Origin of the sequence: Phaeovulum molybdatiresistens, assembly GCF_023544865.1 — a bacterium.
Classification (GTDB): Bacteria; Pseudomonadota; Alphaproteobacteria; order Rhodobacterales; family Rhodobacteraceae; genus Pontitalea.
Window position 1 is genome coordinate 101,782 of the sequence record NZ_JAMJFX010000002.1, and the last position, 22,202, is coordinate 123,983.

At 66.6% G+C, this 22,202-nt stretch carries 20 protein-coding genes; 6 read left to right on the plus strand and 14 right to left on the minus strand.

Features of this window, described 5'->3' with window-relative positions; genetic code table 11:
* Window positions 1–151 precede the first annotated feature (151 nt).
* Window positions 152–772, plus strand: coding sequence for a lytic transglycosylase domain-containing protein (locus tag MXB90_RS02865; RefSeq protein ID WP_250040820.1), 621 nt, complete (start codon window positions 152–154; stop codon window positions 770–772).
* A gap of 48 nt (window positions 773–820) precedes the next feature.
* Here the strand turns inward: MXB90_RS02865 and MXB90_RS02870 are convergent, their stop codons facing one another.
* Complete coding sequence (locus tag MXB90_RS02870; RefSeq protein WP_250040821.1) at window positions 821–1,378, minus strand: lipid-binding SYLF domain-containing protein; 558 nt, start codon at window positions 1,376–1,378, stop codon at window positions 821–823.
* 114 nt (window positions 1,379–1,492) lie between these two features.
* Window positions 1,493–2,494 (minus strand): porphobilinogen synthase, encoded by a 1,002-nt coding sequence (gene hemB, locus MXB90_RS02875; RefSeq protein ID WP_250040822.1) that lies wholly within the window; start codon window positions 2,492–2,494, stop codon window positions 1,493–1,495.
* Window positions 2,495–2,660: 166 nt separating this feature from the next.
* On the opposite strand from hemB, the gene MXB90_RS02880 reads away from it, so the two are divergent.
* Together MXB90_RS02880 and mfd are read left to right on the plus strand one after the other, a co-directional pair.
* Window positions 2,661–3,215 carry a component of SufBCD complex gene (locus MXB90_RS02880; RefSeq protein WP_250040823.1) on the plus strand — a complete coding sequence of 185 codons (555 nt, stop codon included), beginning with the start codon at window positions 2,661–2,663 and terminating at the stop codon, window positions 3,213–3,215.
* A gap of 57 nt (window positions 3,216–3,272) precedes the next feature.
* Window positions 3,273–6,707 (plus strand): transcription-repair coupling factor, encoded by a 3,435-nt coding sequence (gene mfd / locus MXB90_RS02885; protein WP_250040824.1) that lies wholly within the window; start codon window positions 3,273–3,275, stop codon window positions 6,705–6,707.
* 72 nt (window positions 6,708–6,779) lie between these two features.
* Here the strand turns inward: mfd and MXB90_RS02890 are convergent, their stop codons facing one another.
* The 6 genes from MXB90_RS02890 to MXB90_RS02915 form a co-directional block, all read right to left on the minus strand.
* Window positions 6,780–7,979 (minus strand): MFS transporter, encoded by a 1,200-nt coding sequence (locus MXB90_RS02890; RefSeq protein ID WP_250040826.1) that lies wholly within the window; start codon window positions 7,977–7,979, stop codon window positions 6,780–6,782.
* Entirely contained in the window at window positions 7,976–8,608 is a 633-nt protein-coding gene (locus MXB90_RS02895; protein ID WP_250040828.1) for a DsbA family oxidoreductase, read from the minus strand. Before MXB90_RS02895 ends, MXB90_RS02890 begins: the two co-directional genes overlap by 4 nt.
* Window positions 8,609–8,642: 34 nt before the next feature.
* Complete coding sequence (locus MXB90_RS02900) at window positions 8,643–10,157, minus strand: class I adenylate-forming enzyme family protein (protein ID WP_250040831.1); 1,515 nt, start codon at window positions 10,155–10,157, stop codon at window positions 8,643–8,645.
* Between the two features lie 172 nt (window positions 10,158–10,329).
* Window positions 10,330–10,656 carry a hypothetical protein gene (locus tag MXB90_RS02905; protein ID WP_250040833.1) on the minus strand — a complete coding sequence of 109 codons (327 nt, stop codon included), beginning with the start codon at window positions 10,654–10,656 and terminating at the stop codon, window positions 10,330–10,332.
* A 116-nt stretch (window positions 10,657–10,772) separates the two neighbouring features.
* Window positions 10,773–10,886: an entericidin EcnA/B family protein gene (locus MXB90_RS02910; RefSeq protein ID WP_250040835.1), complete on the minus strand. Its 114-nt coding sequence runs from the start codon at window positions 10,884–10,886 to the stop codon at window positions 10,773–10,775.
* A complete protein-coding gene (locus tag MXB90_RS02915) occupies window positions 10,883–12,715 on the minus strand; it encodes an extracellular solute-binding protein (RefSeq protein ID WP_250040837.1) in 1,833 nt (610 codons plus the stop codon). The genes MXB90_RS02910 and MXB90_RS02915 overlap by 4 nt, the downstream gene beginning before the upstream one ends.
* A gap of 305 nt (window positions 12,716–13,020) precedes the next feature.
* On the opposite strand from MXB90_RS02915, the gene MXB90_RS02920 reads away from it, so the two are divergent.
* Window positions 13,021–13,794 carry a 3-hydroxybutyrate dehydrogenase gene (locus MXB90_RS02920; protein WP_250040838.1) on the plus strand — a complete coding sequence of 258 codons (774 nt, stop codon included), beginning with the start codon at window positions 13,021–13,023 and terminating at the stop codon, window positions 13,792–13,794.
* Window positions 13,795–13,930: 136 nt separating this feature from the next.
* Here the strand turns inward: MXB90_RS02920 and MXB90_RS02925 are convergent, their stop codons facing one another.
* The 3 genes from MXB90_RS02925 to MXB90_RS02935 form a co-directional block, all read right to left on the minus strand.
* The gene (locus MXB90_RS02925; protein WP_250040839.1) at window positions 13,931–14,656 is read right to left on the minus strand and encodes a DUF502 domain-containing protein; all 726 of its coding nucleotides are present in this window, start codon (window positions 14,654–14,656) and stop codon (window positions 13,931–13,933) included.
* Window positions 14,657–14,768: 112 nt separating this feature from the next.
* Window positions 14,769–15,725, minus strand: a complete 957-nt coding sequence (locus MXB90_RS02930; RefSeq protein WP_250040840.1) for a pseudouridine-5'-phosphate glycosidase — start codon at window positions 15,723–15,725, stop codon at window positions 14,769–14,771.
* On the minus strand, window positions 15,722–16,636 hold the full coding sequence (locus MXB90_RS02935) for a PfkB family carbohydrate kinase (RefSeq protein ID WP_250040841.1): 915 nt from the start codon (window positions 16,634–16,636) through the stop codon (window positions 15,722–15,724). Before MXB90_RS02935 ends, MXB90_RS02930 begins: the two co-directional genes overlap by 4 nt.
* Before the next feature lie 254 nt (window positions 16,637–16,890).
* Here MXB90_RS02935 and rpsB point away from each other — a divergent pair, with 254 nt between their 5' ends.
* Entirely contained in the window at window positions 16,891–17,661 is a 771-nt protein-coding gene (rpsB, locus tag MXB90_RS02940) for a 30S ribosomal protein S2 (RefSeq protein WP_250040842.1), read from the plus strand.
* A 73-nt stretch (window positions 17,662–17,734) separates the two neighbouring features.
* A complete protein-coding gene (gene tsf / locus MXB90_RS02945; protein ID WP_250040843.1) occupies window positions 17,735–18,634 on the plus strand; it encodes a translation elongation factor Ts in 900 nt (299 codons plus the stop codon).
* 331 nt (window positions 18,635–18,965) lie between these two features.
* Here tsf and MXB90_RS02950 read toward each other — a convergent pair whose 3' ends face one another.
* From MXB90_RS02950 to MXB90_RS02960, 3 genes are all read right to left on the minus strand, one after another.
* Window positions 18,966–19,739 carry a helix-turn-helix transcriptional regulator gene (locus tag MXB90_RS02950; protein ID WP_250040845.1) on the minus strand — a complete coding sequence of 258 codons (774 nt, stop codon included), beginning with the start codon at window positions 19,737–19,739 and terminating at the stop codon, window positions 18,966–18,968.
* A 251-nt stretch (window positions 19,740–19,990) separates the two neighbouring features.
* Window positions 19,991–21,742 (minus strand): SulP family inorganic anion transporter, encoded by a 1,752-nt coding sequence (locus MXB90_RS02955; protein WP_250040847.1) that lies wholly within the window; start codon window positions 21,740–21,742, stop codon window positions 19,991–19,993.
* Window positions 21,743–21,761: 19 nt separating this feature from the next.
* Entirely contained in the window at window positions 21,762–22,190 is a 429-nt protein-coding gene (locus tag MXB90_RS02960) for a TIGR01244 family sulfur transferase (protein ID WP_250040849.1), read from the minus strand.
* Window positions 22,191–22,202 lie beyond the last annotated feature (12 nt).

Consider the following 22,202-nt stretch of genomic DNA (forward strand, 5'->3'; position numbering starts at 1 on the left):
TGCCGAATCCGCCCCAAGCGTTCGGTATAGAGCACCTGTCCGGGGTAAAAAAGGGCCCCGGGCCGGTGCTTCCCACGGCGCGCGGATCGGGGTATAGTGCGGCCCGTTCCGTAGCGGTTTCGGACGGTAAAGGTATCGGACGGGGGGCGAGATGCGCAAAGTGTCGGGCGTGGTGCTTCTGGGGCTGGTCATCGGGCTGGCGCCTGTGGTCGGTTCGGGTGTGGCGCGGGCCGAAGGGCTGTCGCTGACGGGGGCGTCGTCGAAATCGCGTCAGACGCTGTTTCGCAACCAGACCCGGCTTCTGGATACGCGGCTGGCGTCGCAATATTCCGCCTCGGACCGGCTGAAGCCGAAAGCTGCGCGGGCCGGGACCGATACGGTCGCGATCCCGGGCTATGCGGGGCGCTATCGCGGGGAATATCTGTCGATAGCGCGCGCGGCGGCGATCAAGCATGGCATCCCCGAGGATCTGTTCCTGCGCCTGGTACAGCAGGAATCGGGCTGGAATGCCGGGGCGCGGTCGCACAAGGGGGCGATGGGGCTGGCGCAGCTGATGCCGGGCACGGCGGCCAAGCTGGGGGTGGATGCGAACGATCCGCGCCAGAACCTGGAAGGCGGCGCGCGCTATCTGCGGATGATGTATGACCGCTTCGGCGATTGGCGTCTGGCGCTGGCGGCCTATAACGCGGGCCCCGAGGCGGTGGCCAAGCACGGCGGCATCCCGCCTTACCGCGAGACGACGAATTACGTCCGCGTGATCCTGGGCGGCTGACCGTGTTGATGCGGCGCGCGAAGGTCGCGCGCCATCATCTTGAAATCCTTACGGAATGATGCGGGTATATTTCGTGCCCGCAAGGCTGGCGCCGGCGATCAGGCCCGCTTGACCAAAGACCAGCGCGATCACGGGGGCCAGGGCCGTGGTGGTGGCCGCGCCGATCGCGCCGCCGCGGTCGGGCAAGGCGTAGCGCGCATCCGCGCCCAGTTCCCAACCATCGGCCCGGCGGAAATCGGCCAGCGCCTCGGGCGTCATGAAGAACAGCGCATGGGCATATTGCTGCGCGCCGATCTGGAACCCGACCGAGGCCGAGGCCGCGGAATAGTAATCCACCGTCACATTGTTGATGCGCAGCGCGCCTTGCCCATAGGCGGCCCCAAAGCCAAAGCTCGCCTCGGTCATCAGCGGCATATACAGCACACCGGTGGCCTTGCTCATCAGTTCCTGCGTGCCGGGATAGCGCTGCAGCAGATAGTCGCGGGTGGCATCCACCCGCGCATCCAGCCGCGCCGCGCCCTGATTGCCGATGCCATTGCCACAGGCCGCAAGCCCAAGACCCGCGCCGCCCATCGCCAGAAGGCTTCGTCTGGAAATCTGTGTCATGTTGCTGCTCCGCTCAATCATCGGGCCTTGTTGCGGCCCGTTACACACTATCTATAGGGCAGAAAAAGGGTTCTGTCACTTGGTCTTGACCCGGCCCGGCCAAAGCCCGCCGGCCTAGCCCGCCCGCAGGGCGCGCGCGGCATCCGGGGCGAAATAGGTCAGAACCCCGTCGCAGCCCGCGCGTTTGAAGGCCAGCAGGCTTTCCATCATCACCTGCGGCCCGTTCACCCAGCCATTGCGCGCCGCCCCCGCGATCATCGCGTATTCGCCGGAAACCTGATAGGCAAAGGTCGGCACGCCAAAGGCGTCCTTCACGCGCCGGCAGATGTCCAGATAGGGCATGCCGGGTTTGACCATCACCATATCCGCCCCTTCGGACAGATCGCGCGCGACCAGACGCAGGGCCTCGTCGGCATTGGCGGGGTTCATCTGATAGGTCTTCTTGTCACCCTTCAGCGCGCCCGACGCGCCCACCGCATCGCGGAACGGGCCATAGAAGGCGCTGGCATATTTCGCGGCATAGCTGAGGATCGTCACATCGGTGTGGCCGGCCGCCTCCAGCGCGGCGCGCATCGCGCCGATACGGCCATCCATCATGTCGGACGGGCCCAGGATATCGGCCCCCGCATCGGCCTGGGCCAGCGCCATTTTCACAAGGCATTCAACGGTTTCGTCGTTCAGGATCACGCCATCCTTCACCAGCCCGTCATGGCCGTTGGCGTTATAGGGGTCCAGCGCGATATCGGTCATGATCGCGACCTCGGGCACGCGGGCCTTGATCGCGCGGATCACCCGGTTGGACAGGTTGTCGGGGTTCCAGGCCTCTTCGCAGGTCTCGGTCTTCAGCGCGGGATCGGTATAGGGAAAGAGGCAGATCGCCGGGATGCCCAGTTCTGCCGCCTCTTCGGCGGCGCGCAGCGCGCCATCAAGTGTGCGCCGCACGACGCCCGGCATCGAGGAAACCTCAATATCCGCGCCGGGCACATCGGTGATGAAAATCGGCCAGATCAGATCCTTGACGCTTAGCCGATGTTCCTGGGCCAGATCGCGCAGCGCAGGCGTGCGGCGCATCCGGCGCAGGCGGGTCTGGGGGAAGGGGGGCAGGATCGGGTGCATGGCTTCGCTCCGCTGGGATCTGGCGTTCGGGGTGGCTTGGTCTTGGGTCGCATGGATCGGCGCGCGGCTCAAGGGGGGCAATGGGGTGGGGATTGTCGCGCGAAGGCAGTTTCGCGGGCCGCACAATCGGTCTAATCTGGCGCCAGAGCAGCAAGGAACCCCGCCCGTGAGCGTGACCGAAACGATCTTCAACCTGATCGACATGCGATCTTTTCGAAGCCTGTGGTATTGGATCGCGCTGGCCGCGTGCTGGTCGATGGCCTCGCATTGGGTGCTGGGGGTGCCCTTCGACATGGTGCTGCGCGTGCGCCGCAGACGCGCCGATGCGGGCGCGGGGGATGAGGCCGGGGCGCAGCTGGTGGATATGACGCGGCTGCATGTCGCGCGGCTGTTGCGCTTTGGGCGTCAGGGCGGGATCGCGCTGGCGATGGTGGCGGGGTTTGCGCTGACCTCGCTGGGGCTGTTGGGGTTTCAGTATCGGGTCGAATTCGCGCAAGCCATCTTTCTGATCCTGGCGCCGATGACCCTGGTCGCGGTGCTGAGCCTGCGCGCCGCCCACCGCCTTGAGGCCCCGCTGGCCGCAGGCACCCTGCCGCCCGCGGCGCTGGCGCGCGCGCTGATCCGCCATCGGCTGATGGTGCAGGGGGTGGGAATGCTGGCGATTACGGTCACCGCCTTCTGGGGAATGCTGCAAAACCTGCGCATTGCCAGCTTTCAATAGCCCGCACGTCCGACGACGGGTTGACTTCGGCTTGCAGGCGGATACCTCGGGGCGATGATGGATCACGTTCTTCTTTCCGGCGCCCCCGAGGGCTTTGATGCGAAACTGGTGGCGCGCGAACTGGCCCGCGGTCGCCCGGTCATTCACGTCGCACGCGACGACCGCCGGCTAGAGGCGATGCGCGCCGCGCTGGCCTTCTTTGCGCCTGAGGCCGTGGTGCTGAGCTTTCCGGCCTGGGACTGCCTGCCCTATGATCGCGTCTCGCCCAACCCCGACATTTCGGCCACGCGGATGGCCACGCTGGCGGCGCTGCAGGCGGGGGTGCCGGGGCCTTTCGTCCTGTTGACCACGCTGTCGTCGGCGATGCAGCGGGTGCCGGCGCGATCGGTTCTGGCGGCGTCCAGTTTCACCGCCAAAGTCGGCGGGCGCATCGATGAGGCGGGGCTGAAGAATTTCCTGGTGCGGATGGGGTTCAGCCCGGCCTCGACCGTGTCCGAACCCGGCGATTACGCGGTGCGCGGCGGGATCATCGACATTTTCCCGCCGGGCGAAGGCGGGCCGGTGCGGCTGGATCTGTTCGGCGATGTGCTGGACGGCGCGCGCCGGTTCGATCCGGTCAGCCAGCGCACCACGGAAAAGCTGACGGCGGTGGAACTGGCCCCGGTGTCCGAGGTGATCCTGGATGAGGCCTCGATCACCCGGTTCCGGCAGAACTACCGCGTGGAATTCGGCGCGGGCGGGGCGGAAGACCCGCTGTATGAAGCCGTCAGCGCGGGCCGCAAACATGCGGGCATGGAACATTGGCTGGGCTTTTTCCACGACCGGCTGGAAACGATCTTCGACTATCTGCCCGCGGCATCCGTGATGCTGGATGACCAGATCGAGCCGCAGCGTCAGGCGCGCTGGGACAGCATTGCGGATCAATATGATACCCGGCGCGAGGCGATGACGCGCCGCGACCGGGTCGATACGGTCTATAAACCCGCGCCACCCGATCTTTTGTATCTGGATCAGGCGGGTTGGGCCGGGGCGCTGGCCGCGCGTCGGGTGGTGCGCCTGCAGGTGCTGCGCGCGCCGCCGGGCCCGGGGGTTCTGGATGCTGGCGGGCGGATCGGGCGGTCCTTCTCGCCCGAACGTCAACAGGAAAACCTAAGCCTTTTTGGGGCCTTGAAAGACCATGTTCAAGCGCGACTTCAACAGGGCGATGTGGTCATCGCGTCCTGGTCGGAAGGTGCGCGTGAACGGCTGAAGGGCCTTTTGGAGGATGAGGGGCTTTCGGGCGCCACCCCGATCAGCGATGCGCGCGCCATCAAGGGCCTTGGCCTTGCGATCTGGCCGCTGGATCAGGGCTTTGAAGCCGAGGGCCTGACCGTCATTTCCGAACAGGATGTGCTGGGCGACCGGCTGATCCGCAGCCCGCGCAAGAAGCGCAAGGCCGACAACTTCCTGACCGAGGCGCAAAGCCTGTCGCCCGGCGATCTGGTGGTTCATGTCGATCACGGGGTCGGGCGTTACAAGGGGTTGGAAACCATCACCGCCCTTGGTGCGCCGCATGATTGCGTGGCGCTGGAATATGCGGGCGGCGACCGGTTGTTTCTGCCGGTAGAAAACATCGAATTGCTCAGCCGTTACGGCCATGAAGAGGGGCTTCTGGACAAGCTGGGCGGCGGGGCCTGGCAGGCCAAGAAGGCGCGGCTGAAGGAACGCATCCGCCAGATCGCCGACCGTCTGATGCGGATCGCGGCCGAACGCCACCTGCGCGCCGCCCCGATCCTGGAAGCCCCGCATCACGAATGGGAATCCTTCGCCGCCCGCTTCCCCTATACCGAGACCGACGACCAGATGGCCGCGATCGAGGATGTGGTGGCCGATCTGGCCGCCGGCAACCCGATGGACCGGCTGATCGTGGGCGATGTGGGCTTTGGCAAGACCGAGGTGGCGATGCGCGCGGCCTTTGTCGCGGCGCAATCCGGCGTGCAGGTGGCGGTGATCGCGCCGACCACGCTGCTGGCGCGCCAGCACTACAAGACCTTTGCCGAGCGTTTCCGCGGCACCGCGATCACCGTGCGTCCGCTGTCGCGCTTTGTGTCCGCCAAAGAGGCCACGAAGACGCGTGAGGGGCTGGCCGATGGCTCGGTCGATATTGTCATCGGCACCCATGCGGTGCTGGCCAAGGGGGTGCGGTTCCACAACCTCGGCCTGCTGATTATTGACGAGGAACAGCACTTCGGCGTTTCCCACAAGGAACGGCTGAAGGAGATGCGCAGCGAAATCCACGTGCTGACGCTGACCGCAACCCCGATCCCGCGCACCTTGCAGCTAAGCCTGACGGGCGTGCGCGACCTGTCGATCATCGGCACGCCGCCGGTCGACCGTCTGGCGATCCGCACCTATGTGTCGGAATTCGACGCGGTCACGATCCGCGAAGCGCTGTTGCGCGAACATTACCGCGGCGGGCAAAGCTTCTACGTGGTGCCGCGCATCACCGATCTGGCGGAAATCGAGGACTTCCTGCGCGCCCATGTCCCCGAGGTCAGTTTTATCGTGGCGCATGGGCAGATGGCGGCGGGGGAACTCGACGACCGGATGAACGCCTTTTACGATGGCAAATATGATGTGTTGCTGGCCACGACCATCGTGGAATCGGGTCTGGATATTCCGACCGCCAACACCATGATCATCCACCGCGCCGATATGTTCGGGCTAAGCCAGCTGTATCAGATCCGCGGCCGGGTGGGCCGGGCCAAGACCCGGGCCTATTGCTATCTGACCACCAAGCCGCGCCTGCCGCTGACGCCGCAAGCGACGAAACGGCTGCGGCTTCTGGGCAGTCTTGACAGCCTGGGCGCGGGGTTCACCCTGGCCAGCCAGGACCTGGACTTGCGCGGCGCGGGCAACCTGCTGGGCGAGGAACAATCGGGCCATATCAAGGAAGTGGGGTATGAGCTTTATCAGGCGATGCTGGAAGAAACGATCGCCAAGCTGAAATCGGGCGAGCTGACCGAAACCGCGGGTGAGGGCGAATGGTCGCCGCAGATCAACCTGGGCGTGCCGGTCTTGATCCCCGAGGCCTATATCCCCGATCTGGACGTGCGGCTGGGCCTGTATCGCCGGCTGTCGGGCCTGACGACCAAGGTCGAGCTGGAAGGCTTTGCCGCCGAGCTGATCGACCGTTTCGGCCCCCTGCCGAAAGAGGTGAACACGCTGTTGCTGGTGGTGCGGATCAAGGCCATGTGCAAGCGCGCCCATATCGCGCGGATGGATGCGGGGCCGAAAGGGGCGACCGTGCAGTTCCAGCTGGACAAGTTCCCCAACCCCGCCGGTTTGGTGGAATATCTGACCGCGCAGCGCGACACGGCGAAGATCCAGGGCAACAAGGTCGTGGTGCGGCGCGACTGGGGCACCGATGCCGAGCGGATCAAGGGCGCCTTTGCCATCGCGCGCGATCTGGCGGAAAAGGTGGTGGCGGGCAAGAAGGCCGGGGCGCGCTGATCGCCCCGCGCGCCCGTGGCGGGGGCGGATGCCTCCGGCGGGAGTATTTGGGCCAAGAAGAAGGGGGCGCCGTCAGGTGGCCTCGATCGTGCGCCGCATCAGGGCCCAGGCCAGACCCGAACAGATCAGCGCGCCCAGAACCAGCGGCATCGCCGTGCCGGAAAAGGCCAGCCCGATCGGCGCAGCCAGCGCCACCGCCAGCACCGTCGAGACCGCCGAGACGACCGAGGCCGCCATGCCCGCGATATGGCCCATCTGCTGCATCGCCAGCGCGTTCAGATTACCAAACGTCACGCCCGCCATAAAAAACAGCGATACGCACCAGACAAACACGGCCGCGAAGGCGGGGGCGCCCGTGGGCAGGCCCAGGATCAGGCCCACCAGCATCAGCCCGGCCGCGATCACCTGCATCCGGTAGGCCGCGATCACGATCCGCCGCATCCCCAGCCGCACCACGAAGCGCGCGTTCAGCACCGTGCCCGTGCCCGACAGCAGCGCCATCAGCGCGAACCATTGCGCAAAGGCCGGCCCCTGGCCGTAGGCGGCAAACAACTGCGGGGCTGCCGACAGCAGCGCGAACATCTGCCCGTAGCCCAGCGTCATCACCAGCGTGTAAAGCCGCACCTCAGGGTGGAGGAGCACTTCGCGCAGGGCCGACCACAGCGGGGCGGGCCGCAGCGGGCGGCGCATCGGGCGGGGCAGGGTTTCCGGCTGGCGGAGGTTCAGCCAGGTCATGCCCAGGGCAGCAAAGATCACGAAGGCCCAGAAGATTCCCCGCCAGCCGGTGACCCCCATGATCAGCTGGCCCAGCGAGGGCGCGATCGCGGGCACCAGGATGAAGATCATCATCACGATCGAGGTGACGCGCGCCATCTCGCGGCCCTTGTAAAGGTCACGCACCAGCGCCAGCGACACGATCCGTGGGCCCGCCGCGCCCAGGCCCTGGACGAAGCGCGCGGCCAGCAGGCTGTCCAGTGTCTGGGCATGAACCGCCCAGATCGCCGCGCCGATATAGATGGTGAATGCCGCCGTGATCGTTGCCTTGCGCCCCACCGCATCCGAAATCGGCCCCGCCAGAAAGGTGCCAAGGCCCATGCCCAGCATGAAGGCGGTCAGGATCAGCTGCGCGCGGTTGATCGCATCGGGCGAAAGCTCGGCCCCGATCTGGGGCAGGGCGGGCAGCATCGCATCGATGGAAAAGGCGATGGTGGCAAACAGCATCGCCAGCATCGCGGTGAATTCGGGCAGCGACAGGCGGCGCGGGTCGGTCATGCGCCTGGCCCGGCCAGCTCGTCGATGACCTGCAGCCACAGATCCGTGGGCTGGGCGCCTTCGACGACATGGGTGTCGGCGATGATGAAGGTCGGCACCGCGCGGATGCCGCGTTCGCGGGCATGGGTTTCGCGCGCGGCGATGGTGTCGCGGTCGGCGTCACTGGCCAGAAGCCGCGCGACGACGGCGCGGTCCATCCCGACCTCGGCCCCCAGATCGGCCAGCGTTTCGGCATCGCCAATGTCGCGCCCCTCGCGCCAATAGGCGCGCATCAGCGCGCTGATCATCGCGCTTTGGCGGCCTTCAAGCCCGGCCCAATGGATCATCCGATGGGCATCCGTGGTGTTGGGCATCCGCGTCACGCGGGCCAGATCCAGGGTGATCCCGGCCTCGGCCGCGGCATCAAGCACCTGGACATAGGCGCGCGCGGCGGCCTCACGGCCAAACTTCGCCTCAAGATAGGCGGCGCGATCCATGCCCTGCGGTGGCATCGTCGGGTTCAGCTGAAACGGGTGCCAGGCGATGGCAAAGGGATGATCGGGCCGGGCCTCCAGCGCGCGGTCCAGCCGGGCCTTGCCGATCAGGCACCAGGGGCAGACGGGGTCTGCAAAAATATCAAGCGCGATCATCTTGGTCCTTTCGACACATCAGCCCCGATGGCGATCACAGCGCGGCAAACCGCTCGCGCAGCGCGCGGCGGTTCAGCTTGCCATTGGGGTTTTTCGGAAGTTCTGCCACGGGGCGGAACAGGCGCGGCTGCTTGTAGCGCGCCAGACAGGTTTCGGCATGGGCCTGCAGGGCCTCGGGCGTGGCGGGGCCGGTGTAGCAGGCGGCGATGACGCTGGCATCGGCCTTCACGCGGATCTCGATCGCAGCCACTTCGCCCGCATCGGGGTGGCGGGCGATCGCGGCCTCGACCTCCAGCGGGGAGACGCGGTAGCCGCCGGCATTCATCATGTCATCGTCGCGGCCCAGGTAGCGGATCGCGCCATCGGGGTCCATCGACACGGTGTCGCCGGTCAGGAACCAATCGCCCGCAAAGCGCGCATTCGTTTCCGCATCCTGCCCGTAATACCCCAGGAACAGCCCCGGATCGGTGCGATGCACCGCCAGCACGCCGGGCTGGCCACGCGCCACCGGCACGCCATCGCCCCCCAGCACCGCCACATGGCGTCCAGGCTGGGGATAGCCGGCGCAGCCTGCGGGCGCGGGCCGGGCCGGGCTGCCCGAGATGAAGGTGGAACATTCCGACATGCCCAGCGCCTCGTGGATCGGGGTGCCGGTCGCGGCGGTCCAGGCCGCGCGGATGCTGTCGGGCAGGGCCTCGCCCGCGGACAGGCCGTGGCGCAACCGGGGCAGGGGCAGATGGCGGTGACCCTTCAGGATCTGCCGAAAGACACCCGGTGCGGCGGCAAACAGCGTCGCATCGAACCGGCGCAGCAACAGCGCCAGCTGATCGACCGCAACCCCGGGCCCCGGGATCAGTGCGGTGGCGCCAACCGACCAGGGGTCCATCAGCCCGGTGCCAAGGGTATAGGTCCAGTTGAAAGCGCCCGCATGCAACAGCCGGTCGGCCTCGGTCAGGCCATACCAGCCCTGATGCATCATCCGCCGCGCCCGGATCGCGCGATGGGCATGCATCACCGCGCGCGGTCGCCCCGATGTGCCCGAGGTAAAGACCATATAGGCCAGCCGGTCCGGATCACCCATGGCATAGTCCGCCGGTGCCAGCGCCTCAAATCCGCGCAGGGCTGATGCATCAATGACGCGCGCGGGATGATCGGGCAGGGCGATCCCCGCGCCTGCAATCACCGCCGCGGGCGCGATTTCGGCCGCAAGGGCGGTGATCTCGGGCCCGGTCAGTTGTGATGATGTCGGCACCGGCACCAGCCCCACCGCGATCGCCCCCAGAAAGGCCACCGGAAATTCCGGCACATTGCCCAGCCGCAGCAACACCCGGTCGCCCGGCACCAATCCGGCGGCCAGAAGCCCGCTGCCCGCGCCGCGCACCGCCGCCTCCAGCCGGGCATAGGACCAGCGTTCCGCCCCCGTGGGCCGCAGGATCTGCATGGCGGATTTCTCGGCCAGATCGGGTGCGCGCGCCAGCACCTCGGCCGCCAGATTGAAGGGCGCGGGGCAGGGGGGGGCAGGGGTGGGATCGGCATGAACGGAAAGCATGCTTACTGCTACGCCCGGGCCCGTGCGGTTGCAAGCCTCGCCCGATCATCCCGCGGCACGGGGCCTGCGCCCCCATGCCCCTTCGGCTTTGCGAAAATATCCCGGGGGGTGAGGGCGCAAGCCCGAGGGGGGCAGCGCCCCCCTGGCCCCGCCTCTGGGCTAGACCGCGGCCTCAGCCCCGGTCGCGATCGTCGCCAAAGCGCGAATCGTCGTCATATTCATCTTCACCCTCGCCGACGAATTTCGCCGACAGCCGGATCGAATGGTCATCATGGCGCGGGTCCATCACCACATCCGAAGGCAGCTCGCCCGCCAGCCATTCGCGGATCTCTTCGCGCGCATCGGCGGGCTCCTGGCCGTTCAGCTCGGCGATATAGGCGATGAAGGCGCGCTGGTCGCCGTCGATCCCGTCCAGATCGTTTTCATCGGCTTCGGGCCAGCGATCCATGATCGCCTCGTAGAAGGCAGGCCAGTTTTCCTGGACGTGATGCCATTTCATCGGGGTCCTCCGCTTGCGGGCCGTGATGGCCTGGGGGCGGTCAGATGTCGCCGCCCCCAGGCCCTTGATTGCCATTCAGTTTGCGCCCCTGTGGCGCGCGTGCAAGCAAAATCGGATCAGAACCAGCTCTGGACCGACCGCGCCCCCGACGAGACGTCTTCCGCCACGCCCGCAACCGTGTTGCAGCCCGCAAGAACGGCGATCATCGCGACAAGAAACAGTTTCTTCATTGCTCGGCCTCATACCACCAGACATCGGGCTGAAAGCCCGGCCAATCCCCGTATAGCGGAAGCGTTTGCGGGAAGTGAAGTTCACGAATATGTGCGATGCGCGACACGCGCGAATACCAGCCCGGGATGACATAGCGCCCCGCGGTCAGGATCCGGTCCAGCGCGCGTGTGGCGGCGGTGAATTCCGCCGGATCGTCGGTTTCCAGCATGATCCGGATCATCGCCTCGGCGGCCGGCACGTTCATGCCCATCCAGTTGCGGCTGCCCGGTTCGGTCACGCCGCGCGCCCCCCAATAGAGCATCTGTTCATTGCCCGGCGACAGCGACAGCGCGCGGGTATACCAGGCCATGTCGAAATCATAGCTGCCGGTGCGCGCCTGATACTGGGCGTCGTCCACCGTGGTCACGGTCGGGAAGATGCCCAGCCGTTTCAGCGCCTCGACATAGATGTCGACGACCGATTGCACCTCGGCCGCGCCCTGCATCAGCAGAATGTCAAAGCGAAAGGGCCGGCCCGCCGCATCGGCCAGCACGCCATCGGCCCCGACCGACCATCCCGCCTCTTCCAGCAGCCGCATCGCCTTGCGCGCATTGGCGCGGTTCAGTTCCGACCCGTCGGACAGGGGCAACGAATAGCCCTCGATCACGCCGGGGATCAGCTCGGCCGCATAGGGTTCCAGCAGCTGCGCCACGCGGCCCTCGGCGGGGCCGGGGCGCATCCCCAGCGCAGAATTTGAAAAATAGGACGTGATGCGCGGGTCCGATCCGTCGTTCAGCGTGGCGTTGATGAATTCGAAGTTGAAGGCCAGCGTCAGCGCCTCACGTACGCGCCAATCGGCAAAGACCGCGCGGCGGGTGTTGAACACCAGCCCCGCGATCCCCGAGGGGCGCTGATGCGGGATTTCCGATTTCAGCACGCGTCCTTGCGTCACCGCCGGAAAGCCATAATCGCGCGCCCATTTCGCGGCGTTGGTTTCGCGCCAGGTGTCGATTTCACCGCCCTTGAAGGCCTCGAACACGACGCCGCCATCGCCGAAATAATCCCAGCGCAGTTCGTCGAAATTGTGCTGGCCGCGGTTGAAGGGCAGATCACGGCCCCACCAGTCAGGGTTGCGGCGCAGGCTGATGTATTTGCCCATCTCGACCCGGTCGATGATGTAGGGGCCAGACCCCACCGGAACCTCTTGCGTCGCATTGGCGAAATCCTTGCCCTGCCATTGCGCCTTTTTCAGCACCGGGCGCATGCCCATCAGCAGGGCCAGTTCGCGGTCGGGTTCGGCAAAGGTGAAACGCACCGAGCGTGGCCCGGTCTGTTCGACCGAGGCGATCTTGCCCCAGGCGTTCTGATAGCGGGGGTGACCTTGGGTGCCCAGGGTCTGATAGCTCCAGATCACATCCTCGACGGTGACGGGGCTGCCATCGGAAAAGCGCGCGCCCTCGCGCAGGGTGAATTCCACCCAGGACCGCGCCGGGTCGGTGGCCACGCTTTCTGCCAGCAGGCCGTAAAGGGTGAAGGGTTCGTCCTGGCTGCGACCCATCAGCGATTCGGTGACATAGGCGGAAATGCCCGTCGCGGCGCGCCCGGTCAGCACCCAGGGGTTGAGCGAATCGAAGCTGCCCGATTCGCCCATCCGGATTCGCCCGCCCTTGGGCGCCTCGGGGTTGACATAGGGCAGATGCGCGAAATCAGGGGGCAGTGCCGGCGCGCCATACATCGCAATGCCATGCGCGGGGGCGGCGGTGGGCTCGGCGGTCGCGGGCAGGCCAAGAAACACAGGGCCAAATGCCAGCGCCGCCAGCCTGAGGCCGCGGAAAAACACCCTTCGCATCATCGCAACAATCCCCGGTTTGTCTGTATTTTCAGGCGTCAAGCTAACGGGACCGGGGGGGATGCGCAAACTTTTCCCTTGGAGCGGCGCGAACATGGGCGTATACAGGACGCACTGCTCGATAGGTTTCTTGCCTGTATGAAACCTGCCTCATGACTTAACGCCCGCCTTGCGCGGGCGTTTTTTTATGCCCCTATTTTGGCGCCCCATTTTCCGGCGCCCCATTTTCTGGCGCAGGGGGGCGGGGCATGGACGCGGGCGCGCGAACGGCTATTGTCGGGCCATTCCGTCACGAGGAGGATGACATGACGCTGAAGGGCAAGACCGCCATCATCACCGGGTCCAATTCCGGGATCGGGCTGGGCATCGCGCGCGAACTGGCGCGCGCAGGTGCGGATGTGGTGCTGAATTCCTTCACCGACCGCCCCGAGGATCACGCCCTGGCGCAGGCGCTGGGGGCCGAATTCGGCGTGGCCGCGCGCTACATCCGGGCCGACATGTCCAAGGGGGCGGACTGCCGCGCGCTGATCGAGGCGGCGGGGGGCTGCGACATTCTGGTGAACAATGCCGGCATCCAGCATGTCGCGCCGCTGGACCAGTTCCCGGTGGACAAATGGGATGCGGTGATCGCGATCAACCTGACCTCGGCCTTCCACACGACGGCGGCGGCGCTGCCGGGGATGCGCGCGCGCGGCTGGGGGCGGATCATCAATGTCGCCTCGGCCCATGGGCTGACGGCCTCGCCCTACAAGGCGGCCTATGTCGCGGCCAAGCACGGCATCGTGGGGCTGACCAAGACCGTGGCGCTGGAAACCGCGCGCGAGCCGATCACCGCCAATGCGATCTGCCCGGGCTATGTGCTGACGCCGCTGGTCGAGGCGCAGATCCCCGACCAGATGAAGACCCACGGCATGGGCCGCGATGAGGTGATCGAAAAGGTGATGCTGGATCGCCAGCCGTCCAAGCAATTCGCGACCGTGGAACAGCTGGGCGGGACAGCGGTGTTTCTGTGTTCGCCCGCCGCCGATCAGATCACCGGCACGACGATTTCGGTCGACGGGGGCTGGACCGCGCTGTGACGCGCTCGCGCGGCTGACACCGGGTGACACCGGGCAGGTCAGGGGTGGCCGATGGGGCAAGGGGGGCGCTGCCCCCCTTGGCGCGTGCCGCGCCTTACCCCCCGGGATATTTTCGCAAAGCCGAAGGGGGCGGGGGTCAGCCCCGGGGTTCAGGCCGCGGGACTGTGGTCTTGGGCGTGGGGGGCTTGGCAGTCGGGTAGACCAGACCGGCCGAGATGATCAGCTTGGCGGCGTCCTCGATGCTCATGTCCAGATAGGTGACCTGTGAGCGCGGCACGAACAGCAAAAAGCCCGAGGTCGGGTTTGGCGTGGTCGGCAGAAAGACCGAGATCAGCGGATCATCCTCTGGGGCTTGGCGCGCGATTTCGCCCTTGGCGGTGGACGAGACGAAGGCGATTGCCTTCAACCCGGGGCGGGGATAGTCGATGACGCAGGCGCGGTCGAATTTCGATTCCGACTGGCTGAGGACGGTTTCCGCGATCTGCTTGAGGCCGTTGTAGATCGAGCGCACCACTGGCATCCGGTCGACGATGCTTTCGCCCCAGCGGATCAACGAGCGGCCGATCAGCCCCTTGGCCGTCCAGCCGATGAAGATGGTGAAGATCAGGAAGATGATCACGCCGATGCCGCGCAGGTCGATGCCGATATATTGCCCGGGCTGCCAGCGTTCGGGGATCAGCGGTAGAACCCAGCCGTCGATCCAGCCCGTCACCGTCCAGATCAGCCAGAGCGTCAGGCCGATGGGCGCGATCACCACCAGCCCGGTCAGGAATGAGCTGCGCAGCCCGTGAAACAGCCCGCGCCGGCGCGGGCGGTGGCCGGGTGGCGGGGGGGCAGATGCGTGGGGGTCGTCTTCGGTCATCTGGCGGCACTCCGGCACGGGCCCGCGGGACGGGGCCCGTTCAATCTAGGGGGCCGGGGTCTGTTCTGCAACGGATCGCGGGGCCGGGCGGGGCAGGATTTTCCGCCCCCGATCAGGGCTTTGGCGCGTTTGCCTGCGCGGCCGCCAATTCCCGCGCGATGCCGGCGGCCAGGCGGGCATTGTTCAGAACCAGTGCGATATTGGCCTGAAGCGAGCGACCGGCGGTCAGTTCGAAGATGCGTTGCAGCAGGAAGGGGGTGACCGCCTTGGCGGCGATGCCCTGGGCCTCGGCCTCGGCCAGGGCGGTTTCAATCACCGGGGTGATTTCGGCGCGCGCGATCTCGGCCTCGGGGGGGATCGGGTTGGCGACCAGCTGGCCGCCGGGCAGGCCAAGGGCCGCGCGCATGCGGTGGGCGGCGGCGATTTCGGCGGGGGTGTCGGCGCGCAGCGGCGCGCGCAGGCCCGACTCGCGCGACCAGAAGGCGGGAAAGTCGTTCTGGCCATAGGCGATGACCGGCACACCGTTGGTTTCCAGCACCTCGAGCGTCTTGGGCAGATCCAGGATCGCCTTGGCGCCCGCGGCGACCACCGTCACCGCAGTCTGCGCCAGTTCCGACAGGTCGGCCGAGATGTCGAAGCTGGTGTCCGCGCCGCGATGCACGCCGCCGATGCCCCCGGTGGCAAAGACCTCGATCCCCGCCAGTTGCGCGCAGATCATCGTCGCGGCCACCGTCGTCGCCCCCGTGCTGCCCGCGGCAAGGCAGACCGCCAGATCGGCGCGCGACAGTTTCATCACATCGGTGGCGCGGGCCAGGCGGTCCAGTTCCGCATCCGTCAGGCCGATGTGGATGCGACCGCCCATCACCGCGATGGTGGCCGGCACGGCACCGGCCGCGCGCAATTCAGCCTCGACCCGGCGGGCGGTTTCAAGGTTCTGCGGATAGGGCATGCCGTGGGTGATGATGGTGGATTCCAGCGCCACGACCGGGGCGCCGGCGTCTAGGGCGGCGCGCACCTCGGGCGAGAAGGTCAGCGGGGCCGTGTGGGCGCGGGGGGCGGTCTGGGTCATGGGGCGATCTCTCCGGATACATAGCGGGTTGCGGCGTGAACCGCGCGTTCAAGGGCCTCGGCGCGCGCGGCGCCCTGACGTTCGGCCACAAGATGGGCGGCCATGAAGGTGTCGCCCGCGCCGGTGACGCGGGCCACGGGAACGGGGGGCGGGGCATGGGTCAGCACGGGTGCGGCACCGTCATGGGCGGCGCCATCGGCCACAAGGCGCGCCCCGTCGGTCACCAGAACACGCCGCGCGCCCTGCGCCAGAAGGCCCTGGGCGGCCTCGGCCGCCGAGGTAAAGGGGCGCTGGGCCAAAATGCGCGCCTCGGCCAGGTTGATGTAGAAGGTGGCATTGGGCTGGGCCAGCAGCGGCAAAAGCCGCGCCACCTTGCCGGGGCTGGCCGGAACGATGCGCAGATCGGCCGCGCTGAACAGCGGCGATTGCGCAATCTGCGCCAGAAGCGGGCCGGTCAGGTTGCCATCCAGCGCCACCGGCCCGGTCCAGGGCGCGCTCGCGCGGCCCAGCGGGCCATCGGACATGGGCGCCAGGATGCGCGCGCCGGCCTGTTCCAACGAATGGGCATCGGCCACGGCGGCGATCAGGCCGTTCGTGCCCTCGATCGCCATGTAGCGGTCGGTCGGCAGATCGGCGGTGCGGCAGACATGGCGGCAATCGATCCCCAGCCCGACCGCGGCGCGGATCAGCTCATCGCCCTCGGCATCATGGCCGATCGCGGTCAGCAGGGCAGGGCGCAGGCCAAAGCGCGCCAGCGTCATCGCGATGTTCAGCGCAACGCCCCCCGGCAGGCGGGTGATCCGCCCGCCCACATCCTCGCCACATTGCATGGGCACCGGCGCGCGGCCGATGATGTCCCACAGGGCCGATCCGATGCACAGGATGTCAGGTTGCGATATCTGCGATGTCATGGGCTTTTGGTGCCCGCTTCGCGCGCGCCGCGCAAGCCCGCAAATCGTCACGGGGCAAAACCGCCGCGCCGCATGGGACCGGGGCTTGCGGCAGGGGGGCTTGCGGCAGGAGGGGCTTGCGTCGGGGGGCAAAGCGGGCTAAAGGGCGCGCACTTCACAGGCGGGGCCGGGCCTATCGGGGGAGACATCCCCGACAGGTCCACCGGTTGGGCGCAAGCCCTGAAAGCCCCGCTCAGGCGCAAACCGGAAAGGAAATGGATATGGCGCTTCCCGAATTCTCCATGCGTCAGCTGCTGGAAGCTGGCGTTCACTACGGTCACCAGACCCAGCGCTGGAACCCGCGGATGGCCGAATACATCTATGGCGACCGCAACGGCATCCACATCGTCGACCTGACCCAGACCGTCCCGATGCTGGACCAGGCGCTGAAGGTCGTGCGCGACACCGTGGCCAAGGGCGGGCGCGTGCTGTTCGTCGGCACCAAGCGTCAGGCGCAGAAGGCCGTGGCCGAAGCCGCCGAAAAATCGGCGCAATATTACATGAACCACCGCTGGCTGGGTGGCACGCTGACCAACTGGAAAACCGTGTCGCAGTCGATCTCGCGTCTGAAGCAGATCGACGAGGCGATGGCCTCGGGCGCGGAAGGCCTGACCAAGAAAGAGCGTCTGGGCATGGAACGCGAACAGGCCAAGCTGCAGGCCAGCCTGGGCGGCATCCGCGACATGGGCGGCCTGCCGGACCTGCTGTTCGTGATCGACGTGAACAAGGAAGACCTGGCGATCAACGAAGCCAACAAGCTGGGCATCCCGGTTGTGGCCGTGGTTGACACCAACTGCTCGCCCAAGGGCATTGACTATGTGATCCCGGGCAACGATGACGCCTCGCGCGCGATCGCGCTGTATTGCGATCTGGTGTCGCGCGCTGCGCTGGACGGCATGACCGCACAGATGGGCGCCGCCGGCGTCGACCTGGGCGCGCTGACCGAAGCGCCGGTCGAGGCAGCCGTGGAAGACGCCGAGGCCTGAGCCCGCGTCATCGAAACGATACCGGGCGGGGTTATCCCCGCCCGAAACCCTTTCAAATTCGAGGAGAGCCGACATGGCGATCACCGCCCAGATGGTGAAGGAACTGCGCGAATCCACCGGCGCAGGCATGATGGACGCGAAGAAAGCACTGACCGAAACCAATGGCGACATGGAAGCCGCCGTTGACTGGCTGCGCACCAAGGGTCTGGCCAAGGCCGCCAAGAAGGCTGACCGCGTTGCGGCCGAGGGCCTGGTGGGCGTGGCCGTGGCCGGCGGCAAGGGCGTCGCGGTCGAGGTGAACTCGGAAACCGACTTCGTCGGCAAGAACGCCGATTTCCAGGGCCTGGTCCGTGGCATCACCGAAGCCGCCCTGGGCGTTTCCGACCTGGAAGGCCTGAAGGCCGCGCCGCTGGCGGGCAAGACGGTGGAAACCGCGCTGACCGACGCCATCGCCACGATCGGCGAAAACATGACGCTGCGCCGCATGGCCGCCGTGGAAGGCGATACCGTTGCCTCCTACATCCACACCGCTGCGGCGGATGGCTTGGGCCGCATCGGCGTGCTGGTCGCGCTGAAGGGCGCCGACAATGGCATCGGCAAGCAGATCGCGATGCACATCGCCGCGACCTCGCCGCTGGCGCTGTCGGAAGCGTCGCTTGACCCGGCCGTGGTGGAACGCGAACTGCAGGTCCAGACCCAGAAGGCGCTGGAAGAAAACGCGGCCTCGGCCAAGCCGAAGCCCGAAGCGGTGATCCAGAACAACATCATCCCGGGCCGGATGAAGAAGTTCCTGGAAGAAGTGACGCTGCTGAACCAGAAATTCGTGCTGAACCCCGACGTCACCGTGGCCGAGGCCGCCAAGGATGCGGGCGTCGAGGTTGTCGCCTATGTGCGCATGGCCGTGGGCGAAGGCATCGAGAAGAAGGAAGAGGATTTCGCCGCCGAAGTGGCGAAGACCCTCCAGGGCGCCTGATCACCTCTGGTCCCCTGCGATCTTCAGCGCCGCCCCCTTGGGGCGGCGCTTTGCATTTCGTGCGCCGGCACTGTGGCCTGAACCGGGTGGTGGCAGATGTGCAAAGCCCCGAAAAACAAGGTCCTGCCAGCCGAAAATGCGACTGACAGGACCAGATCCGGTTTCCCGGAAGAACCATTCGTCTGCCCCTACAATACTGGGGCATCGCAAACGGCCCAGCGTTCCTGGCAAACGCCACCACTCACGGAACATGATTTAAAAAACCATTAATATCGCGCCAAAGAAAGTCGGGAATTCCCGACTTTTTCATGAAGATATGGCAACAATACGGTCACTGCGGCAGGGATAGGGTGGTCCCGTTGGACGACAGGAATATCTGATTCTGCATCGAGGCCTTCAGCACAGCCTGCGCCGTGGTGTCGACATCCAGCGCCTCACGCGCCAGGCGCAGGTGCTTTTCGACCGTGGCGGCGGTCAGGCCCATGATCGTGGCGATATCGGCTGTGGTCTTGCCCTCGGCCACCCATTCCAGAACCTCGCGCTGGCGCGGGGTCAGGGCACGGCGCGCGGTAGCATAGGGCATCGAACAGATGCGCAGATGGGCGATATTGTTCAACACCATGATTTCGCGGCCATGGCGGTCCCAGATCCGGTCAACCTCGGCCTGGGTGATCCCGCGGGCGGCGCAAAGCCCGATTGCGCCCTTGGCGCGCACCGTGACATCGGGGAAGGAAATCGAATAGCCGGCGCGGACATCGAAGCGCAGGTTGAATTCCAGCACCCGGCGTTCGGTCTGGGTCAGCTGGCCGGACAGAACCTGCGCCTCGACCCTGCTCCAGGAACAGGCGCCTTCGTTCTGCGCGGCCCATTTGACCATGGGTGCGTGGTTGTAAAGGCCGTCGCCAACGAACCCTTCCAGATAGGCATGGTCGTGGTTTGACAGGATCAGCGTGTCTTCCAGATTGCCCAAGCCTTGCGACGTGCGAAAGCGGGTGAAGCCATAAAGCAGGCGGTCAAAGCCGAATTCGGCCATCCGGTCGCAATGCAGCGACCAAATTTCCTGAATGGTCCGGGCCGACAGCAGCTTTTCCAGATAATCGATCATCACCACCCCTGTCATCCAATGCGGGCCAGCCTAGTCCGATCGGATTACCCATCCTTTAATTTTGGCGGGGGAACCCGGCTTTTTCAAGGTCAGGGGGCGGCTTTCGTCCGAAAGGAATGGCGATTATGTGACAACACCCGCCGGGGGCGTGGCGCCTGGCTGCGGCGTCGTTGAGTATTTCAGCCAAGAAGAAACGCCAAGCTGGTGTTCTTCTTGGCTGAAATACTCAAATCCCCCGGCCGGCCAAAAGGTTAGCGCGTGGTGTCCTGGCGCGACGCTGACAGGGTCTGATGGGTGATTTCGGGGGCGAGGGCGGCCAGCGCGTCGAATTGTGTCAGGAAGATGCGGCCCGTCAGATGGGTGATCAGGTCGGACCGAGTCAGGCGGTCCATCACGGGGCCCTTCACCTCGGACAGGTGCAGCGCGACGCCGGCATCCTTCAGGTGCTGGTTCATCGCCTCCAGCGCCTCAAGGGCCGAGGAATCGATGAAGTTGATCGCCGGGCAGTTCAGCACGACATGGCGGATCGCGGGCTCGGCGGCGACGCGGCCATAGAGCATGTCTTCCAGAAAGCGCGCATTGGGGAAATACAGGCTTTCGTCCACCCGGATCGACAGCACCTGCGGCACGGTGACGACGCGGTGGCGACGGATGTTGCGGAAATGCTCGGTCCCCGGGACCTGGCCAAGGATCGCGTAATGTGGGCGTGAGGTGCGCCACAGATGCATGGCGATCGACAGGATGACGCCGGCGCCGATGCCGCTTTCGACGCCGGCGCCCAGCGTCACCAGGATCGTGGCCAGCATCGCCATCCCATCCCCGCGCGAATAGGCCAGCGTGCGCCGGATCGCGGGCAGATCGACCAGCGTCAGCACGGCGACGATGATGGTCGCGGCCAGCGTGGCCTGCGGCAGATGGAAAAGCGCGGGCGTCAGCGTCAGCGTGGCCAGCGCCATGCCGATCGCGGTGAAGGCGCCTGCTGCGGGCGTCTCGGCCCCGGCGTCGAAGTTGACGACTGAGCGCGCAAAGCCCCCCGTGACCGGAAATCCGCCCGACAGGGCCGAGCCGATATTGGCGCCGCCAAGCGCGATCAGTTCCTGATCGGGGTCGATGCGCTGGCGCCGCTTGGCGGCCAACGTCTGCGCGACCGAGATCGATTCCACATAGCCCACCACGCTGAGCAAGAGCGCCGGCATCGCCAGATCGGCCCAAAGCCCAAGGTCCAGCGGCGGCAGCGCAGGCACCGGCAGGCCAGCGGGCACCTGGCCCACGATGCGCACGCCGTAATCGGACAGGCCCAGCCCCCAGCTGAGCAGGATCGTGACCGCCACCGCCAAAACGGGTGCGGTGCGCGCGCCCAGCCGTGCCAGGCCCGGGCGCAGGCCGCGCGCCAGAAGAAGCGGCTGCAAGCCCTTGCGCGACCAGAACAAAAAGGCCGCGGCCAGGGTGCCGATCACCAGCGTTGGCAGGTTCAGCGTTGCGATGTTTTCGACCAGGCCCGACACGATTTCGGGCAGCGTCTTGCCGTTCGCCTCGATCCCGGTCAGGTGCTTGATCTGGCTGGCGGCAATCAGGATGCCCGAGGCGGTGATGAAGCCCGAGATCACCGGGTGGCTGAGGAACGCCGAGATGAAGCCCAGCCGCAGAACCCCCATCGCCAGCAGCATCAGCCCCGACAGGAAGGCCAGTGCGATCGCCGCGCCCAGGTATTCGGGCGTGCCGCGGGCCGCGATCTCGCCCACGGCGGCGGCGGTCATCAAGCTGGCGACGGCGACCGGCCCCACCGCCAATGTGCGCGATGTGCCAAGAAGCGTGTAGGCGATCAGCGGCGCGATCGAGGCGTAAAGCCCGACCTCGGCCGGCAGACCCGCCAGCAGCGCATAGGCCAGCGACTGCGGGATCAGCATGATCGTGACGATCACGGCGGCGACCAGATCGGCCTCCAGCGCGGTGCGGGAATAGCTGCGCCCCCAGGTGAGAATCGGGAAATATCGTTTGATCATGGGGGCTTGATGGGTGTTTTTAACGGGTCTCTGCACGCGATTCCAGCAGCGGCACCAGTGCCGTGTGGTCATAGCCCGCCGCCTGTGCCGCGCGCAGGATATCGGGCAGCGCCATGCGCCCGGCCTGCATCAGGGCCCACAGATGCGAGGACCGCGTTCCCGACCGGCAATAGGCCAGAACCGGGCCATCGACATCCTGCATCACGGATTCAAAGGCCTCGACCAGATCGGGGGTCAGTTGGCCGGGGTAATAGGGCAGGTGGTGATAGGCCAGCCCGGCGGCCTCGGCGGCGACCGCCATGGCATCGCTGTCCAACGCATCCTCGATTTCCTCATCGGGGCGGTTGTTGATGATCGTGCGAAATCCCAGCGCCGCCAGCGTCGGCACGTCTTCGGGGGTGATCTGCGGCGCCACCGCAAATTCCGGCGTAATCTGCCGCAAATCCATGTCTTTCTCCCT

Excerpts from the sequence above, each read along its gene's own strand:
- MXB90_RS02900 (WP_250040831.1), bottom strand. The coding sequence starts at position 10,157 with ATGCTTTCCGTTCATGCCGATCCCACCCCTGCCCCCCCCTGCCCCGCG.
- tsf (WP_250040843.1), top strand. The coding sequence starts at position 17,735 with ATGGCGATCACCGCCCAGATGGTGAAGGAACTGCGCGAATCCACCGGC.
- rpsB (WP_250040842.1), top strand. The coding sequence starts at position 16,891 with ATGGATATGGCGCTTCCCGAATTCTCCATGCGTCAGCTGCTGGAAGCT.
- MXB90_RS02870 (WP_250040821.1), bottom strand. The coding sequence starts at position 1,378 with ATGACACAGATTTCCAGACGAAGCCTTCTGGCGATGGGCGGCGCGGGT.
- MXB90_RS02930 (WP_250040840.1), bottom strand. The coding sequence starts at position 15,725 with ATGACCCAGACCGCCCCCCGCGCCCACACGGCCCCGCTGACCTTCTCG.
- MXB90_RS02920 (WP_250040838.1), top strand. The coding sequence starts at position 13,021 with ATGACGCTGAAGGGCAAGACCGCCATCATCACCGGGTCCAATTCCGGG.
- MXB90_RS02865 (WP_250040820.1), top strand. The coding sequence starts at position 152 with ATGCGCAAAGTGTCGGGCGTGGTGCTTCTGGGGCTGGTCATCGGGCTG.
- MXB90_RS02915 (WP_250040837.1), bottom strand. The coding sequence starts at position 12,715 with ATGCGAAGGGTGTTTTTCCGCGGCCTCAGGCTGGCGGCGCTGGCATTT.
- mfd (WP_250040824.1), top strand. The coding sequence starts at position 3,273 with ATGGATCACGTTCTTCTTTCCGGCGCCCCCGAGGGCTTTGATGCGAAA.
- MXB90_RS02895 (WP_250040828.1), bottom strand. The coding sequence starts at position 8,608 with ATGATCGCGCTTGATATTTTTGCAGACCCCGTCTGCCCCTGGTGCCTG.
- MXB90_RS02935 (WP_250040841.1), bottom strand. The coding sequence starts at position 16,636 with ATGACATCGCAGATATCGCAACCTGACATCCTGTGCATCGGATCGGCC.
- hemB (WP_250040822.1), bottom strand. The coding sequence starts at position 2,494 with ATGCACCCGATCCTGCCCCCCTTCCCCCAGACCCGCCTGCGCCGGATG.
- MXB90_RS02910 (WP_250040835.1), bottom strand. The coding sequence starts at position 10,886 with ATGAAGAAACTGTTTCTTGTCGCGATGATCGCCGTTCTTGCGGGCTGC.
- MXB90_RS02925 (WP_250040839.1), bottom strand. The coding sequence starts at position 14,656 with ATGACCGAAGACGACCCCCACGCATCTGCCCCCCCGCCACCCGGCCAC.
- MXB90_RS02905 (WP_250040833.1), bottom strand. The coding sequence starts at position 10,656 with ATGAAATGGCATCACGTCCAGGAAAACTGGCCTGCCTTCTACGAGGCG.
- MXB90_RS02960 (WP_250040849.1), bottom strand. The coding sequence starts at position 22,190 with ATGGATTTGCGGCAGATTACGCCGGAATTTGCGGTGGCGCCGCAGATC.
- MXB90_RS02890 (WP_250040826.1), bottom strand. The coding sequence starts at position 7,979 with ATGACCGACCCGCGCCGCCTGTCGCTGCCCGAATTCACCGCGATGCTG.
- MXB90_RS02955 (WP_250040847.1), bottom strand. The coding sequence starts at position 21,742 with ATGATCAAACGATATTTCCCGATTCTCACCTGGGGGCGCAGCTATTCC.
- MXB90_RS02950 (WP_250040845.1), bottom strand. The coding sequence starts at position 19,739 with ATGATCGATTATCTGGAAAAGCTGCTGTCGGCCCGGACCATTCAGGAA.